Below are 17,107 nucleotides of genomic sequence, written 5' to 3' on the forward strand. Positions count from 1 at the left end.
ACCATGCTCGGCAGGGGGCTTTACCGGGAATGCCCCTGCCGAGCATGGCTCGGCACTACAGGGCCTTACTGGAAGTTGTAGCGCACCACGTGGAAGAACACCGGCGCGGAGAACACCACCGAATCCAGTCGGTCCAGGATGCCACCATGGCCTTCGATCATCTCGCCCCAGTCCTTGGCGCCGAGGCTGCGCTTCACCGCCGACAGCGCCAGTCCGCCAAGGAAGCCGCAGATCACGATCAGCAGCGACAGTGCCGCCGACTGCAGTGGTGAGAACGGGGTGATCCACCACAGCGCCGCGCCCACGCCGGTCGCCGCCATACCGCCACCGACCAGGCCTTCAACTGTCTTCGACGGGCTGACCAAGGGGGCGAGCAGGTGTTTGCCGAACAGCTTGCCGAACACGTACTGCAGCACGTCGCTGAGCTGTACCACCAGCAGCAGGTAGAACAGCAGCATCAGGTTCTGCCCTTCGTAGCCGGGAATACGCAGCAGCATCAGTGCCGGCGCATGGCTGAGGCAGAACACGGTGAGCATCACGCCCCACTGGATCTTGGTGTTGCGCTCCAGGAAGTTCTCGGTGTCACCAGACAGTGCCGATACCGCCGGCAAGGCGAGGAAGCCGTACACCGGGATGCACATGACGAACAGGCCGTACCAGTCGATGCCGATCAGCCAGTACTGCAACGGGATAGCGATGTAGAAGCACAGGCACAGCGCCAGGTGATCGCCACGGCGCGTCGGCGTCAGCGAGATGAACTCGCGCAATGCGAAGAACGACAGCAGGCCGAAGAACACCAGCGTGGCGATCTTGCCGAGCACGAAGCAGAACAGCAGGACGGCGGCCATCACCCACCACGCACGGATGCGCGCGTTGAGGTTGTCGACCACCGAGCCCGGCTTGATCCGGCCGAGGATGAAGCCGATCGAGCTGGCGAGTATCAGCACGCCGAATACGCCGCCGATCATCCACCAGAAGCTGGGTGGCGCGCGCTCGATGGCCTGCTGCAGGAAACTGCCCAGCGGCAATTGTTGGAAAACGTTGTTCATGCCAGCTCCACCACCGCGTTGCGTGCGCGTTCCAGGAACTGCGCCTTGTCTTCACCGGGGACGCGGGTGAGCGGTGCGCCGAAGCGTGCCGTACATACCAGCGGCACCGGCACCATGCTGCCCTTGGGCAGCGCACGACGAGCATTGTCCAGATACACCGGTACCAGCTCCACATGCGGGTACTGCTGGGCCAGATGGAACAGGCCGGCCTTGAACGGCTGTGGCAACGGTTCGTGGTTGCGGGTGCCTTCCGGGAACAGGATCAATGAATCACCTGCGTCCAGCGCGTCATGCAAAGGCTGCAGTGGATCGCCTTCGCATTTGCTGCGGTCTCGTTCGATCAGCACTGCGTTGAAGCCCTTGTCGGCGATGAGCTTGCGCACGCCCTTGCTCCAGTAATCGCGCGCGGCGACTGGGCGGGTGTGCTCGCGCAGGGCTGGCGGCAGCGCCGACCACAACGCCACCGTATCCAGATGACTGGCGTGGTTGGCGAAGTAAATGCGCTGGGTGTCGTTGGGGCGGCTGCCGACCCAGCGCGGGTAGGCACCAATGAAGATCTTGACCGCGGCGACCAGCAGGCTGGAGAGCATCAGCTGCCTGCCTTGAGCTGCGTGGCGATGCCACGGGTGCGGGTGATGCAGGTCAACAGCGAGCCGGCGGCGATGATGATGGCGGCGGCAGGCAATGCGTAATGCGTGTGCGTGCTCAGCTGCTCGATGATGGCCAGCACGCAGGCTGCGGTGAGCACGAACATGCGGTGTTGCTTGGCCATCGGCCCGCGGAAGTCCTGGGCCAGACCAAGGCTGGCACCGGACAGGCGCACATAGGCGGTGAGCGCGGCCAGCAATGCGCCAAGCCAGCCCAGCCAGGGCATGCCGGCGGCATGGCCGAGCGCGATGATCAGCAGCGAGTCGGCGATGCGGTCCGGGTATTCGTTGTAGAGCGCGCCGGTAGGTGTCTGTTTGCCACCTTCCATTGCCACCATGCCATCAAGCAGGTTGCAGATCAGGCGCAGTTGGACGCCGACGGCGCAGGCGATCAGCCCGGGTATGCCGGGCCAATACAACAGCGCAGCTGCGCCACCTGCAGCAAAGAAGATGCTGAGTACCGAAATCTGGTTCGGTGTGATTGAGGAGCGTGCCAACGCGGCGCTGAGGGCGCGAGCCCAGCCGGTGGAACGGGCGGCAATTGGTCTACGGTCTTCCTTTCCCATGAGCCGATGGTAGTGCATTGGTCGTAATGGGGAACAGGGAGGAGGGCGCGGGGCTGCTGAGGTGGGGCTGTCGGAGGGCTTTGAGAGCGGCTCTGGGCTCGGCTTCTGCTTTGGCTTTTGGCTCTGGCTCTGGTTTTGGCTGTGGCTTTTGCGGTCGCTTTGGCAGTTGCTGTTTGCTGTCCCTTCTCCCGCCTGCGGGAGAAGGTGCCCGGAGGGCGGATGAGGTGGCTTTTGGGGCTTTGGCTTTTGCTGGATCGAGAGCCAACGCCAACGCCAAAGCCAAAGCCAAAGCTGCCCTCATCCCAACCCTTCTCCCGCAGGCGGGAGAAGGGCTAAAGCAAAAGCAACAGCCAAAGCCAAAAAAGAAGCTGCCCTCGCAGGCAGCCTTCTTTGCTCAAACGCTATCAGCGCGGGAAACCAGCTCAGATCGCCTGCAGTCGCGCGCGCGTCTCTGCATCTGGGAAACCAAGCGTGAGATAGCGCGGCGGGTGGATGTGCCGGGGGTCTTCACGCAGCAGGTGGCCGAGGACGGGTTGCGCCTGCTCCCAATCAACCATCAGGGTCTCGGCTTCCCCGCCATCCACAGGCATCACCAGAACCAATCGGTCGGTGCGTGGAAGTGAGCTCGCCACCCCATCAGTCCAGGCGCACAGCGAAACCCGGTCTTCGTTATGGACCATGAAAGTGGCAACAAATACATCTTCTTCATGCTTCTGGTGCACGCGTTCCAACAACTGTTTCTGCAACGCGTAGGCCTCGGCGTCGAGTTCCAGCCGCAGTTGCCGCTGTCGCTCACGCAGGCCCGCATCCGCCAGCACGTGTGCATGCAACTGGCCGTCGTCGTAGCGCAGCACCTCCCAGGAGATCACACGCCCATCGGCAAACGCATTGGCGGCCAACTCCAGCATCTGCGCCTGCCCCTGCAGGTCGCCTTCGCCGGTGACCAGCAATACGTCGCGGGTAGCCAGCATGAACACCGGCAGCCCGGCGACCGGCACCCGATGCAGCAGATCAGGCAGCAGTGCGCGGCTGCTGTCATAGGCATCACCCCATGCGGCCTGATAGACGCCGGGCAGCACCTCGACGAAGGGCTCATCAGGGCTTTCCCGCAGATTGCTGCGAGCGATGCTCAAGGCCTGGTCGAAATCCACGCCCCAGGCTTCTTCCGGGCCGCGGGTGAGGGTGGCGGTATGGTCGGGGTGGTCTACCGCCAGCAGCTCGACGCATTCCTCGCTCAGGCGGCGGTACTTGAGCTGCATCGGGGGAGCGTCCCAACCATCCTGTTCGGCATGATGCAGGTTGATCTCCTCCAACTGGGTGATGCTGCGGATCAAGGGGCGCAGCAAGGGCCGGGCCTGCTCCCAGCTCATCGCGTCATCTTTTTCGTGGACGCCAAGCAAGCTGCTGAAGGCCAGCAATGCCTTGCGTTGCTGCCCGCGCGGGGCGCCGAGATAGGCGTGGTAGGCGTTGTGCAGGTTGAAGTAGGAACCGTTGGCATGGCGGATGCGGAAGGTATCCGCCTCGTACTCCAGTTCATGCGGGTAACCATTGTTGCGCACCGCGTCGATGAACTTGCGGGCAAACCGGTCCGGGTCGGGCTTGTCTTTGAAGAGATTGCCGAAAAATTCTGAAAACATGCCAACGCTCCCTGTGTATGCAGGGCAATGGTGTGCGGGCACGTCGGTGCTTGGCAAGCGCGGTTGTACAAAAAGCAGACGGGCCGCTTGCGCGGCCCGTCCGGGTAGTGCTTTTACCTGCCGCTGAACTTACTTCAGCTTTGCAGCCTTGCGCAGGGCTTCGGCACGGTCGGTGTTTTCCCAGGAGAACGCGGTTGCGTTCTGGGTCTTGCCGTCGCCGTCGACGTACGAGAATTCCTTCGGCTTGCGGCCGAAGTGGCCGTAGGCAGCGGTCTGCTGGTACATCGGGTGGATCAGGTCCAGCATCTTGATGATGCCGTACGGACGCAGGTCGAAGTGGGCGCGGATCAGCTTCTCGATCTGTGCGTCCGGGATCTTGCCGGTGCCGAAGGTGGTGACCGAGATCGAGGTCGGCTCGGCCACGCCGATGGCGTAGGAGACCTGCACTTCGCACTTGTCGGCCAGGCCAGCGGCAACCACGTTCTTGGCGACGTAACGGGCAGCGTAAGCAGCCGAACGGTCAACCTTGGACGGGTCCTTGCCGGAGAACGCACCGCCACCGTGACGGGCCATGCCGCCGTAGGTGTCGACGATGATCTTGCGACCGGTCAGGCCGCAATCGCCCACCGGGCCGCCGATCACGAAGATGCCGGTCGGGTTGATGTGCACCTTGTTCTTCGGCAGCTTGTCCAGCCATGCCTTCGGCAGCACCGGCTTGAGGATGTGCTCGCGCACGGCCTCGACCAGGTCCTTCTGCTTCACGCCCGGATCGTGCTGGGTCGACAGCACAACCGCGTCCAGACCTTCGATCTTGCCGTCCTGGCCGTAACGCAGGGTCACCTGGCTCTTGGCGTCCGGGCGCAGCCACGGCAACGGCGAGTTCTTCTTCTTGCGGACCTTGGCCTGCTGCTCGACCAGGCGGTGCGAGTAGTAGATCGGTGCCGGCATGAATTCCGGGGCTTCGTTGCAGGCATAGCCGAACATCAGGCCCTGGTCACCAGCGCCTTGCTCTTCCGGCTTCTTGGCCTTCTTGTTGGTGCCGTCAACGCCGGCAGCAATGTCGGGCGACTGCTTGCCCAGCATGTTGATGATGGCGCAGGTGTGGCCGTCGAAGCCGACATTGGAGTTGTCGTAGCCGATCTCGTTGATGACGTTGCGGGTCAGTTCTTCGATATCGACCCACGCCGAGGTGGTCACTTCGCCGGCGACAATCGCCGCACCGGTCTTGACCAGGGTTTCGCAGGCCACGCGGGCGCGCTTGTCCTGGGCCAGGATCGCGTCCAGCACCGCATCGGAGATCTGGTCGGCAATCTTGTCCGGATGGCCTTCGGAGACCGATTCGGAGGTGAACAGGTAGCTGGACATCGGGCTATATATCCCTTGATTCGGATGGAAAGATGGGCGCGCATCATACACGGTCGGCACCTTGACGGAATAGTGCCGAAGTGTCTGTTGCCATCCGGTTAAGGCACGGTCACCGGATTGCCGCAAAACCGCAACCAGCCTGCCTTGTAGCGGGCGCAGGCTCCCGGCCAATGGGCCGACAGGGAGACCTTGCCATGCAACAGATCGCGCAGCGCCTGCAGCAACGCTATCCCGATTGGTTCCACGGCCCGCGCCGCCACCTGGCCCAGCCGCTGCTGCGCACAGTGGGGCGCTGGTCACGTTTCGACCAGATGGACGCCTTCCTGCAGCGCAGTGCCGGGTTGCAGGGCTTCGCCTTCGTCAGCGCCGCGCTGGGCTTCCTGGACGCCGGCTATGCGGTGGATGCGGCGGCGCTGACGCGGATTCCGGCCAGCGGCCGCCTGCTGATCGTCGCCAACCACCCGTCCGGGGCGCTGGATGCGCTGGCCTTGCTGGACGCGGTGGGCCGGGTCCGCAACGACGTACGGATCATCGCCAACGACATGCTGCTGGAGCTGGAGCCGTTGCGTGAGCTGCTGCTGCCGGTTCGCATCCTCGGCGGCCGTGCCCAGCGGGCCAGCCTGCAGGCGGTGGAACAGGCGCTGCAGGCGGAGCAGTGCGTGATCGTGTTCCCGGCCGGTGAGGTCTCGCGGCTGTCGCTGCAGGGTATCCGCGACGGCCGCTGGAACCGCGGTTTCGTCCGTTTCGCCCGCGCCTGCGACACGCCGGTGCTGCCGGTGCGGGTGCAGGCGCGTAACTCGGCCCTGTTCTACGGCGCCTCGGCGCTGTTCAAGCCTGCAGGTACCGCCTTGCTGGCGCGGGAGATGTTTGCCCGCCGCAAGCGCCCGCTGCGCCTGCAGATCGGCCAGCTGATGCGGCTGGACGCGCAGCAGGACCCGGCGCGGCAGCTGCAGGCGGTGCGCGACGCGCTGTACGCGCTGGGCAGGGAGCAGCAGAACGCCGAGTTGCGCGAGGACGGCCCGCAGCCGCTGGCCGAGCCGGTAGCTGTGGCCGATGTCGCCGCTGCCATCGACACGACTGAGCTGCTCGGCCAGACCAGCGACGGCAAGCAGATCCGCCTGGCCCACTGCGCCGCCAACTCACCCTTGCTGCTGGAGCTGGGTCGGCTGCGTGAGCTGACCTTCCGCCAAGTGGGCGAGGGCACCGGCCGCAGCCGGGACCTGGATGACTTCGACCCGCTCTACCAGCACATCGTGGTCTGGGACGCGCCCGCTCAGCGCATCGCCGGTGCCTACCGGGTGATGCGCGGCGCACCGGCCTTGGCGCGCAGTGGCCTGCAGGGCCTGTATACCGCCAGCCTGTTCCGCTACTCGGACGATGCCATCCCGCGCATCGCCGAGGGCATGGAGCTGGGCCGCAGCTTCGTGGTGCCCGACTACTGGGGTAGCCGCAGCCTGGACTACCTGTGGCAGGGCATCGGCGCCTACCTCGCTAGCCAGCCGGGGGTGCGCTATCTGTTTGGCGCGGTGTCGATCAGCGCCGCACTGCCGCGCGAGGCGCGCGAGCAGCTGGTGGCCTATTACCAGCAGTACTACGGCGCCGGCCGCAGCCTGGCCGAGTCGAACCGGCCCTTCCAGTACTTCGCCGCGCCACCGAGTTTCGGTGAGCTGGATACGCAGGCCGCGTTCGATGTGCTCAAGGCCAACCTGGCGACGCTGGGCACCAGCGTGCCGACCTTGTACCGGCAGTACACCGATCTGTGCGAACCCGGTGGCGCACGTTTCCTCGCGTTCGGTGTCGATCCGGATTTCAGCGATTCCATCGACGGCCTGATCGAGGTGGACCTGCAGGCCATCCGCCCGCACAAACGCAAACGCTATCTGCGTGATGCCGGAGCAACGGCATGAGTGCGGTGCCGGTGCTGCCGCTGCACCGGCGCGCAGTGTTCATCTCCGACACGCATCTGGGTGCGCGCCATTGCCATGCGGCCGAACTGGCTCGCTTCCTCACCAGCCTGCGTTGCGAACGTCTGTATCTGGTCGGCGACATCGTCGATCTATGGTGGCTTTCGCATAAGCGCGCAACCTGGCAGCAGGCACACAACGAGGTGATCGAAGCGCTGCATGCACTGCGTCGCGCCGGCACCGAGATCATCTACATCCCCGGCAACCACGATGCACCACTGCGGCGCACCTGCGGTTTGATGCTGCCGGCCATGCAGGTGCGGCGCCGCGCCATCCACACCACCGTCGATGGCCGGCGCCTGTTGGTCGTGCATGGTGATGACTACGACGGCGCCACCCATTTCGGTGGGCTGCAGGAACGCTTTGGTGACTGGCTGTACTACCGCATCCTCACCGGCAACCGCCTGTTCAACGCCGCGCGGCGCCGGCTTGGCCTGCGCTACTGGTCGCTGTCGGAGTTCCTCAAGCGCCAAAGCGGCGCGGCTGAGCGCTATATCGAGCGCTTCGTGCAGGCTGGGCTGGCCGACGTACGCCGGCGCGGCCTGGACGGCATCATCTGCGGGCATATCCACCGCGCGGCGCTGGTCGAGCGCGATGGCCTTATTTATGCCAACGACGGCGACTGGGTAGAAAGCCTGACCGCGCTGGCCGAAGACCCCGATGGCAGCCTGCGCCTGCTCGATCATTCCGGCCGCAGCCTGGCCTGTTTGCCGGGAAGCCTGCGGCAGGCGCAGGCGGCCTGATTGCCCGGCTGACTTCTTCCTCACCCGTTGGGCGGCTATGCTGGGTCCAGCCAACGAACAGGGAGTATCGGGGTGGCAGGCAAGCAACCAGCATCGGTCGCGATAGGGTTGTGTGTGCTGTGGATGCTGCTGGCGCCGCCGGCAGCAGCCTCGGAGACGGTGCCGGCGTTGAGCTATGAGCAGGCGCGGCAGCGCCTGGAGCAGGTGTCTGATGCGCTGGCCGCCGCCGATGCCGGGGTGCGCAACAAGCTGGACCTGCAGGATGCCAGCCGCTACCTGCGGCTGCCGGAAGTCACCGCCGACGTGCGCCGCATGCAGTTCCAGAAGACCTTGAACCTGCCGCTGGGTTCGTTGGCACCGGTGGCCGAGGCCTTTGGCATCGAGTCACCGCTGGAGTTCGGCGAGCGCGACTGGCGTACACGTCCCATTGTTACTGCCAGCGTGCCCTTGTACAGCGGTGGCTTGATCCCGGCCGCGCAGGGGGCTGCACAGGCCGCCAGCGAACTGGCCCAGGCCGATCGCGAACTGCAGCGGCAGTCCTTGTCGCTGCAGCTGGTGCAGGCTTACTTCGGCCAGCAGTTGGCCGAGCAGGCGGTACAAGTGCGCCGTGACGTGCGTGACGGTCTGCAGCGGCACCTCGAAGATGCGCAGAAGCTCGAACGCGAGGGTTTTGCCACCAAGGCGCAACGGCTGCAGGCCAACGTCGCCCGCGACAAGGCCGAGCGCGAATACCAGAAGGCCGTCAACGATCTGTCCACCCTGCAGCAGGCGCTGGCCACCTTGCTGCGCAGTGGCGGCACGGTTGCGACTACGTCGCCGCTGTTCGTGATCAATGGCCCGGTCGGTGCGCGCGAGGAATTCGAACGCAGTGCCCAGCAGCGGCATCCGCAGGTTGGTCGCTTGCGCGCGTTGACCGCGCAGGCCGAGCAGGGCGTGCGTGCGCAGCAGGCCAAGCTCAAGCCGCAGATCTACCTGTTCGGCCAGTACGACCTGCGCCGTCGTGATGCGTTGTTGACCGACGCCGACTGGGCATTCGGTATCGGCCTGCGCTATACCTTCCTGTCGCCGACGGCGCGGCCGCTGCAGGTCAGTGCTGCACGTGCGCAGTTGGAGCAGGCACAGTCGGGGCTGAGCGAGGTGGAGAACCAGTTGCAGCTCGGCGTCGGCAAGGCCTGGAACGAGCTGGAGACCGCCCGCGCGCAGTTCCAGCTGCTCGACAGCAGCATCGCCCAGGCGCAGGAAAACCTGCGCCTGCAGGAGCTGTCGTTCCGCGAAGGCCAGTCCACCTCGCTGGATGTGATCGACGCGCGGCTCGGCCTGGGCGGGGCGCAGGTGGAGCGTGCACAGGCTGCCTATCAATTCGACGTGGCGCTGGCGCAGCTGCTGGAAGTGAGCGGGCAGCTGCAACGTTTTGACGACTACCGCCAACGTGCGGACAAGGTGCTGGAATGAGCGATTCGCTGCAGGTGGAGACCAATCCGCGGCAACGCCGCGTGTTCCTGATTGCCGGCGTGGTGTTGCTGGTGCTGGTGGCAGTCGGCCTGTGGCTGGGCTTGCGCAGCCCACCGGACCAGGTGCAGGGCATGGCCGATGCCGACAACGTCAACGTCGCCGCCAAGGTCACCGCGCGCCTGCAGCAGTTGCATGTGCGCGAAGGCGACCGGGTCACCGCCGGGCAGGTGCTGTTCGATCTCGATAGCCCTGAAGTCGCCGCCAAGGAGCGCCAGGCTGACGCGGTGGTGGCTGCAGCGGCGGCGATGGCGTCCAAGGCCGAGGAGGGTGCACGCAGCGAGGATATCCGCGCCGCCGAAGCCAACTGGAAGCGCGCACAGGCCGGCGCCGAGCTTGCGACCAGCACCTTCCGCCGGCTCGACAATCTTTATGCCGAAGGCGTGGTGAGCCGGCAGAAGCGCGACGAAGCACAGGCGCAGGCGCGCAGCGCCAACGAACTGACCCGCGCTGCCCGCGCGCAGTACGACCTTGCCCTTGCCGGTGCACGGGTGCAGGACAAGGACGCGGCACTGGCACAGGTGCGGCAGGCGGAGGGCGCCAAGGCCGAGGTCGATGCGGCGCGGCAGGAAACCCAGGGCCGCGCGCCGCTGGCGGGTGAGGTCGGCAAGCGCATGGCCGATATCGGCGAGCTGGTGCCAGCCGGCTATCCGGTCTTCACCCTGGTCGATATCGACCACATGTGGGTGGCACTGAACCTGCGCGAGGACCAGATGAACGGGCTCAAGCCCGGCGCCCGCCTGCAGGGCACGATTCCGGCGTTGCAGGACCGCAGTGCGGCGTTCGAGGTCTACTTCATCAATCCGGCCGGTGACTACGCCACCTGGCGCAGCACGCGGCAGTCGTCCGGCTATGACGTGCGCAGCTTTGAGGTGCGGGCGCGGCCACAGCAGGCAATCGAAGGATTCCGGCCGGGCATGAGCGTGCTGTTTGCATGGCCGCAGGACTGACATCTGCCGGTACCTTCGCCGCCTCGCTGCGGCGCGAGTTGCAGCACTGGCGCAGTGACCGCTGGGAGCTGGCGTTGGTGACGGTGCTGCCATTGCTGCTGATGGCGCTGATGATGTGGCTGTTCTCGGGCTCGGTGCTGCGGCAGGTGCCGATCGCCCTGGTTGACCTGGACCACAGCCCGACCAGTCGCGGCCTGGCACGCGCCATCGATGACAGCCCCGGCGTGCGGGTGGCAAGCCAGCCGGCGTCGCTGCAGCAGGCGCAGGCGCAGCTGCGGGCGCTGGAAGTGTTTGCCATCGTGCTGGTGCCACGCGACCTGAGCCGGCGCGCGCTGCGTGGCGAAACCGTACCGGTCTACGCGTTCTACAACGCCACCTACATGGCGACCGGGCAATCGGCCGGGCGCGATATCGGCGACGCGGTGAGCGCCTACAACGCGCGCATGCTCAAGCAGCAGATCGCGCTGCAGGTTGGCCCGGCAAAACTGCGTGGGCCGCCGGTGACGGTGCAGGCGACGGTGCTGTACAACCCGGCGCGCAGCTATGAATTGTTCCTGCTGCCGCTGATCTTCCCGGCCATGCTGTCCCTGCTGGCCGCGCTCGCGGCCGGTGCCGCGGTTGGGCGCGAGCAGCGCGATGGCCTGCTCGGCGGCTGGTTGCAGCAACGGCCGTGGGCGGCGATGGCCGGCAAGCTGTTTCCGTATGTCGCGCTGTTCTCGCTGTATGGCGCGCTGGGCCTGCTGTATCTGGCCTATGTGCGCGGTGACGGCGTGGCCGGCAGTCTGTGGCTGATGCTGCTGGCGCAGCCGCTGTTCTACCTGGCCTGCTGCAGTTTCGCGCTGTTGTTCATCGCCGTGACCCGCGACACCTGCACGGGGCTGTCTGCGGTGGGTCTGACGATTGGCACCGCGCTGGCGTTTTCCGGTGCCACCTTCCCGGTGATCGAGGCGCCGTTGTTCACCCGCGTCTGGAACATGCTGCTGCCGCTCACCGCCTATGTGCAGGTGCAGATGCAGCAGTTGTTCATGGGCGCGCCTTGGCAAGTATCGCTGCGGCCGCTGGCGGTACTGCTGTTGATGAGCGTGGTGGCCGGCGGCTTGGCGGCCTGCCTGCTGCTGCGCACGGCACGACAGCAGGTGCGCGCATGAGCGGCTTCGGAGCGGGCTTCCGGAGCGCCTTGCAGGCGATGTTCGCCGACCCGGCCGCGCGCGCGGTGATGATAGGGGCGGTGCTGCTGTACTCGTTCTTCTACCCGGCGGCGTATCGCCACCAGGTCGCCAGTGACCTGCCGATCGCGGTGGTGGATGCGGACCACAGCGCCAGCAGCCGCGAGCTGATCCGGCATGTGGACGCACTGCTGGCGGTGCGGGTGGTCAGCCAGCCGCCGGATCTGGCCCAGGCCAAACAGCAACTGCTGCGCGGCGAAGTGGATGGCATCGTGCTGATCCCGCAGCGGCTGGAGCGCGACATCCTGCGTGGCGGCAGCGGTCAACTGGTGTTGCTGGGCAACGGTGCCTACCTGAGCCGGGCCAGCACCATCCTCAACGGGCTGGCCGAGGGCATCACCGGCTTTGGTCGCCAGCAGGCGGTGCGCCAGGCGGCGTTCATGGGCGCGCCGCAGGCAGCGCCGCTGCAACTGGTGCAGCGGCCGCTGTACAACACCCGCGAAGGCTATGGCAGCAGCGTGGTGCCCGGCGTATCGGAATTGATCGTGCACCAGACCCTGCTGCTCGGCATCGGCGTACTGCTGGGCAGTCGCCGCGCGCAGCTGGGCCGGCGCCTGCAGTTCGACCTGCCGACCTTGTCCGGCATGGCGCTGGCTTTCGTCGTGGTGGCGGTTTGCGGGCTGCTGTACTACGTCGGCTTCACTGCCTGGGCGCAGGATTATCCGCGCGGCGGCAATATCCCGGGAATGTTGTTGGCGGTGCTGCTGTTCGCGCTGGCGACGGTGCCATTCGGGATGTTCATCGCCAGCTTCTTCGATACCCGCGAGCGTGCGTTCCAGTACGTCACCGCGGTGTCGATCCCGTTGTTCTTCCTGTCCAACCTGTCCTGGCCGGCCATCGCCTCGCCGCCAGCCCTGGTGGCATTGGCCAAGTTGCTGCCGACCACCGCGGGCATCAATGCCATCGTCCGCACCCAGCAGTTGGGTGCGCGCTTGCCGGAGATAGCTGGCGAGCTGCTCAATCTGCTGTTGCTGGCGCTGCTGTACGGCGGCCTGATGCTGTGGCGGCTGCATGGCCGAAGACGGCGCTGAGCGCCGCGTTGGCTGCTAGCATCGGCGCATGGATTCCCTCAGCCAGATCGTTCTCGGTGGTGCGATCGCCGCCGCCATCACCCCCGCCGCCCATCGCCGCGCCGCCTTGCTTGCAGGCGCCGCTTTGGCAACGCTGCCCGATCTGGACGGCTTGGCGATCATGGCCTTCACCGACAACCCGGTGAGCCTGATGACGGTGCACCGCAGCTTCAGCCATTCGCTGTTCGTGCTGCCCTTGCTGGGCACCTTGATCTGGTGGTTGTACAAGCGTTTCGGCCATGGCCGCGTTGCCCAGGCGCCGGTGCGCTGGTGGTGGGCGATGGTGCTGGCGCTGGTGACGCATCCATTGCTGGACGCCTTCACTGTTTACGGCACGCAGCTGTGGTGGCCGCTGACGCCGCCACCGACGATGTGGTCCAGCGTCTTCATCATCGATCCGCTGTATACGATCTGGTTGTTGATCGCCTGCGGCATTGCCTGGTTCGCGCGTGCCCGGCCGTTGGCGCAACGCGCGCTGGTGGCGGGCCTGGTGTTGAGTTCCGGTTATCTGGGCTGGTCGTTGATCGCCAAGGCGCAGGTGGATCGGCTGGCCGCGCAGTCACTGGCGCATATGGGCCTGGCCGATGCGCCGCGCTTCTCGGTGCCGATGCCGTTCAACACCTTGCTGTGGCGGGTAGTGGCGATGACGCCGCAGGGCTATGTGGTCGGTGATCGTTCGCTATGGGCCGATCACGGGCCGATGCAGTTCCAGGGCTACCCCTCGAATGTGCAGGCGCTGCGGCAGGCCGCCGAAGTGCCTGCGGTGCAGCGACTGGACTGGTTCAACCACGGCTTCATGCGTGCACAGGTGGTCGATGGCGAGCTGGTGCTCAGCGATCTGCGCATGGGGCTGGAGCCGGATTACAACTTCAACTTCGCCGTTGCCAGCGAGCGCGATGGCCAGTGGCAGGCGATGCCGCCACGGCAGGTGATGCCGGCCTATCGGCAGGCCGGCAATCGTGATGTGCTGAAGCAGCGCTTGGCGCTGGTGTGGCAGCGTATCTGGCGTGCGCCGGTGGCAACCGGCCCCGCCGCAACTCAGTAGACCGTGGCGCGGGCCTGCACGAAGGAATAGAAGAACACCGCATTGGGGTCGTTCTGCACCTGGGTGAACTCGGCGCGCATGCCATCCACCGTGGCCTGGTCGACCTTGCCGGCTTCCAGCAGTTGCTCGGCCGCTGACAGCAGCAGTTCTTCCCACAGCGCGAACATCACCTTGCGCCGCGCTGGTTCGCGGTTGTCCAGGTGCACGGTCTTGGTCTGCGTCTGCACATCGCGGAAGCCGCCGGCCAGCAGCAGGTTGCCGAGCTTGGCGCCGACGAACGGGTCGCCACCGCTGTCGATCTGGAAATCGTTGAACGCCATCCAGTAGCGCCAGAGGTTGGGCGAGTAGGGGTCAAGCAGGAACGAGGCGTTCATCACCTCGGTGACGAATACCGGCGAGCCCGGGCTCAGCACCCGCCGCACTTCGGCCAGCGCGCGCGCGGGCGAGGGGACGTGCTCCAACACCCAGCACAGGAAGGCGCCGTCGAAGCTGCGCGGTTCGAACGGCAGGTCGGTGGCATTGGCGCGCTGGAACTCGACGCGCTCCTGCAGCCACGGCATCTGTGCCAGATGCGCGTTGGCGGCAGCCAGCTGGCGCTCGTTGAGGTCGATGCCGGTGACCCGCAGCTCGGGGAAGCGGCGCAGCAGGATCTCGCTCTGCGCACCGACGCCGCTGCCTACTTCGAGGATGTGGCGGGAGTTGCGGAAGTCGATGTCATGGAAGATCGCCGGTTCGAACAGGCGTGCCTGCTTGCGCAGCCGCTCCTGTTCGTTTGCCGAGAAGCCATGCAGGTAGGGGAAGTCGTTGAGAGTCATGGAAACAGCGTCGTGCAGTGATCCGCCCAGTATCGCCAGCCGGTGTTACCGCGGCGCATGCGTAACGGAACCCAGCATTGCGGTGCCAGCAGCAATGTCGGCAGGGCGCGGGTTTGCGGGTGCGGGCCGCATATAGCTGTTGGTTCTGAGAAGTGGCCGATCTGGAATGAGGGTTTGGTGAGCGCTTGGGCCTGGCTTGAAGGGGGCCTGTAAAGCCGCCCAGGCATTTGTTCTGAAAATGAAACGAATTATTGGAATTTAAGTAATTGTTCCGAATTTGTTGGCAAATACAATGGACGCCATCAAGCAAAGACCGGCGGTGTTGCCGGGCTGCTTCCCCCTGAAGGAAACGATCATGAACAGCCAAGCCATCTCCCTGTACAAGAAGCGCCGCTCCCAGTACGCCCTCGGCAAGCAGCTGCCGATCAGCCAGGACGACACCATCCAGTTGATCAAGCAGGCAGTGCGCGAGGCGCCGTCTTCGTTCAACTCGCAGTCCACCCGCGCGCTGATCCTGTTCGGCGACCACAGCCAGAAGTTCTGGGACCTGACCAAGGAAGAGCTGCGCAAGATCGTACCGGCAGAGGCGTTTGCGGCCACCGAAGGCAAGATCAACAGCTTTGCCGCCGGCGCTGGCACGGTGCTGTATTTCACCGACACCGACGTGGTGAAGGGCCTGCAGGAGCAGTTCGCCCTGTACGCCGACAATTTCCCGGTGTGGGCGGAGCAGTCCAACGGCATGGCGCAGTTCGCGGTGTGGACCGCACTGGCCGAGGCCGGTGTCGGCGCCAGCCTGCAGCATTACAACCCGTTGGTGGACGAAGCCGTGCGCAGGCAGTGGGGCATCCATGGCAACTGGCAGCTGCGTGCGCAGATGCCGTTCGGCTCGAATGAAGCCCCGTTCGGTGAAAAGACCTTCATGGAAGACGAAGCGCGCTTCAAGGTATTTGCCTGATCAAGGTATTCGGCTGAATTGCAGTGGCGCGGTTCTCTCCCCCGCGCGCCGCTGACAGTCGAACGGGCCCGCCAGCGCAAGCTGGTGGGCTTTTTTGTAGTGCCGAGCCATGCTCGGCAGAGGCCTCATGCACAATCTGACAGATCGTCGGTACGGCCCCAGCCGAGCATGGCTCGGCTCTACAAGGGCTGTATGCACGATCGGGCAGAAGCAGGTTGCGTAGTGCCGAGCCATGCTCGGCAGAGGCTCCATGCATAATCCGCCAGATCGTCGGTAAGGCCCCAGCCGAGCATGGCTCGGCTCTACAGGAGGGGCTCCATGCACAATCTGACAGATTGTCGGTAACACCCCAGCCGAGCATGGTTCAGTTCTACAGCGCGTACGCCGTTTCGCCCGCCACCAGCGCATCGAAATAGTCACGGGTCAGCCGGATCTGCGCGTCGGCGGTTTCCGCGGCGTTGACCACCGCGCGGAACGCGGCATTCTCCGGGCGGTCCTTTGCGTACCAGCCCAGGTGCTTGCGGGCGATGCGCACGCCCTGCGGTTCGCCGTAGAAGGCGTGCAGGTCGTTGAGGTGACCCAGCAGGATGTCGCGGACCTCTTCCACAGACGGCGGCGGCAGTTCCTCGCCGGTAGCCAGGTAATGGGCGATCTCACGGAAGATCCACGGCCGACCCTGGGCGGCGCGGCCCACCATCACCGCATCGGCGCCGGTCAGCTTGAGCACCTGCTCGGCCTTGCGCGGTGAATCCACATCGCCATTGGCCAATACCGGGATCTTCAGCATCGCCTTGATCGCGGCGATGGTCTCGTACTCGGCCACGCCGGTGTAATGCTGGTCGCGGGTGCGGCCATGGATGGCCAGCGCGGCGATGCCGCTGTCTTCGGCGATATGCGCGATGGTCGGTGCGTTACGCACCTCGGCGCACCAGCCGGTGCGGATTTTCAGTGTCACTGGCACATCGACGGCATTGACCACGGATTCGAGAATGCGTGCCACCAGCGCTTCGTCGCGCATCAGCGCCGAACCGGCCCAGGCGTTGCAGACCTTCTTGGCCGGGCAGCCCATGTTGATGTCGATGATCTGCGCGCCGTGGTCGACGTTGTAGCGCGCGGCCTCGGCCAGCTGCTGCGGCTCGGTGCCGGCGATCTGCACGCTGATCGGCGCCGGTTCACCGGCATGGTCCATGCGATGGATGGACTTGCGGGTGGTCCAGAAGCGCGGGTCGCTGATGGTCATTTCCGAGGCGGCCAGACCCGCACCGAGCCGTTTGCACAGCTGGCGGAATGGCTTGTCGGTGACGCCGGCCATGGGCGCGAGCACCACGTTGGGTGCAATGGTGTAGGGGCCGATCTGCATGGGGCTAGTGTAAGGCTGCGGGTCGCAACCCGCGCTGTGTGGAGATGTGGGAGCGGCGTAAGCCGCGAAGCTGGCAATGCGTGAAAGGCTTAAGAGCCAACCCCTCCCCAACCCTCTCCTTGCCTAAGGCAAAGGGAGGGAGCAACGGCGCGAAACCGGGAGTGCTTGAAAGGCCAGAGCGCTTACCCCTCCCCAACCCTCCCCTG

The 17,107-nt window shown here is 65.5% G+C and carries 15 protein-coding genes; 8 read left to right on the forward strand and 7 right to left on the reverse strand.

The window, feature by feature from the left end; all coding sequences use genetic code 11:
• Window positions 1–65 precede the first annotated feature (65 nt).
• The 5 genes from ACVOLI_RS07780 to metK form a co-directional block, all read right to left on the reverse strand.
• Complete coding sequence (locus ACVOLI_RS07780; RefSeq protein ID WP_481534184.1) at window positions 66–968, reverse strand: phosphatidate cytidylyltransferase; 903 nt, start codon at window positions 966–968, stop codon at window positions 66–68.
• 77 nt (window positions 969–1,045) lie between these two features.
• A complete protein-coding gene (locus ACVOLI_RS07785) occupies window positions 1,046–1,639 on the reverse strand; it encodes a lysophospholipid acyltransferase family protein (RefSeq protein WP_481534154.1) in 594 nt (197 codons plus the stop codon).
• Window positions 1,639–2,193: a CDP-alcohol phosphatidyltransferase family protein gene (locus tag ACVOLI_RS07790; protein ID WP_481534155.1), complete on the reverse strand. Its 555-nt coding sequence runs from the start codon at window positions 2,191–2,193 to the stop codon at window positions 1,639–1,641. Before ACVOLI_RS07790 ends, ACVOLI_RS07785 begins: the two co-directional genes overlap by 1 nt.
• Before the next feature lie 491 nt (window positions 2,194–2,684).
• A complete protein-coding gene (locus ACVOLI_RS07795) occupies window positions 2,685–3,899 on the reverse strand; it encodes a DUF1444 domain-containing protein (protein ID WP_481534156.1) in 1,215 nt (404 codons plus the stop codon).
• 129 nt (window positions 3,900–4,028) lie between these two features.
• Window positions 4,029–5,264: a methionine adenosyltransferase gene (metK, locus tag ACVOLI_RS07800; protein WP_296247203.1), complete on the reverse strand. Its 1,236-nt coding sequence runs from the start codon at window positions 5,262–5,264 to the stop codon at window positions 4,029–4,031.
• 194 nt (window positions 5,265–5,458) lie between these two features.
• Between metK and olsF the strand changes: the two genes are divergently transcribed.
• The 7 genes from olsF to ACVOLI_RS07835 all read left to right on the forward strand — a co-directional run bounded on the left by olsF (window position 5,459) and on the right by ACVOLI_RS07835 (window position 13,771).
• Complete coding sequence (gene olsF, locus ACVOLI_RS07805; RefSeq protein ID WP_481534157.1) at window positions 5,459–7,171, forward strand: bifunctional ornithine lipid synthase OlsF; 1,713 nt, start codon at window positions 5,459–5,461, stop codon at window positions 7,169–7,171.
• Window positions 7,168–7,971, forward strand: a complete 804-nt coding sequence (locus ACVOLI_RS07810) for a UDP-2,3-diacylglucosamine diphosphatase (RefSeq protein WP_481534158.1) — start codon at window positions 7,168–7,170, stop codon at window positions 7,969–7,971. Before olsF ends, ACVOLI_RS07810 begins: the two co-directional genes overlap by 4 nt.
• Window positions 7,972–8,037: 66 nt before the next feature.
• Window positions 8,038–9,423, forward strand: a complete 1,386-nt coding sequence (locus ACVOLI_RS07815; protein WP_481534185.1) for a TolC family protein — start codon at window positions 8,038–8,040, stop codon at window positions 9,421–9,423.
• A complete protein-coding gene (locus ACVOLI_RS07820; protein WP_481534159.1) occupies window positions 9,420–10,430 on the forward strand; it encodes an HlyD family secretion protein in 1,011 nt (336 codons plus the stop codon). The genes ACVOLI_RS07815 and ACVOLI_RS07820 overlap by 4 nt, the downstream gene beginning before the upstream one ends.
• Entirely contained in the window at window positions 10,415–11,578 is a 1,164-nt protein-coding gene (locus ACVOLI_RS07825) for an ABC transporter permease (protein ID WP_481534160.1), read from the forward strand. Before ACVOLI_RS07820 ends, ACVOLI_RS07825 begins: the two co-directional genes overlap by 16 nt.
• Window positions 11,575–12,687 (forward strand): ABC transporter permease, encoded by a 1,113-nt coding sequence (locus ACVOLI_RS07830; RefSeq protein WP_481534161.1) that lies wholly within the window; start codon window positions 11,575–11,577, stop codon window positions 12,685–12,687. The genes ACVOLI_RS07825 and ACVOLI_RS07830 overlap by 4 nt, the downstream gene beginning before the upstream one ends.
• Before the next feature lie 28 nt (window positions 12,688–12,715).
• On the forward strand, window positions 12,716–13,771 hold the full coding sequence (locus tag ACVOLI_RS07835) for a metal-dependent hydrolase (protein ID WP_481534162.1): 1,056 nt from the start codon (window positions 12,716–12,718) through the stop codon (window positions 13,769–13,771).
• On the opposite strand, the gene ACVOLI_RS07840 is transcribed toward ACVOLI_RS07835, so the two are convergent.
• A complete protein-coding gene (locus tag ACVOLI_RS07840) occupies window positions 13,765–14,586 on the reverse strand; it encodes a methyltransferase domain-containing protein (RefSeq protein ID WP_296247192.1) in 822 nt (273 codons plus the stop codon). The two genes, ACVOLI_RS07835 and ACVOLI_RS07840, sit on opposite strands and share 7 nt — an antisense overlap.
• A 355-nt stretch (window positions 14,587–14,941) precedes the next feature.
• On the opposite strand from ACVOLI_RS07840, the gene ACVOLI_RS07845 reads away from it, so the two are divergent.
• Entirely contained in the window at window positions 14,942–15,541 is a 600-nt protein-coding gene (locus ACVOLI_RS07845) for a nitroreductase family protein (protein ID WP_282269930.1), read from the forward strand.
• A 370-nt stretch (window positions 15,542–15,911) separates the two neighbouring features.
• Here ACVOLI_RS07845 and dusB read toward each other — a convergent pair whose 3' ends face one another.
• Complete coding sequence (gene dusB, locus ACVOLI_RS07850; RefSeq protein ID WP_481534163.1) at window positions 15,912–16,901, reverse strand: tRNA dihydrouridine synthase DusB; 990 nt, start codon at window positions 16,899–16,901, stop codon at window positions 15,912–15,914.
• Window positions 16,902–17,107 lie beyond the last annotated feature (206 nt).

This window comes from Stenotrophomonas sp. STEN029, assembly GCF_056760015.1.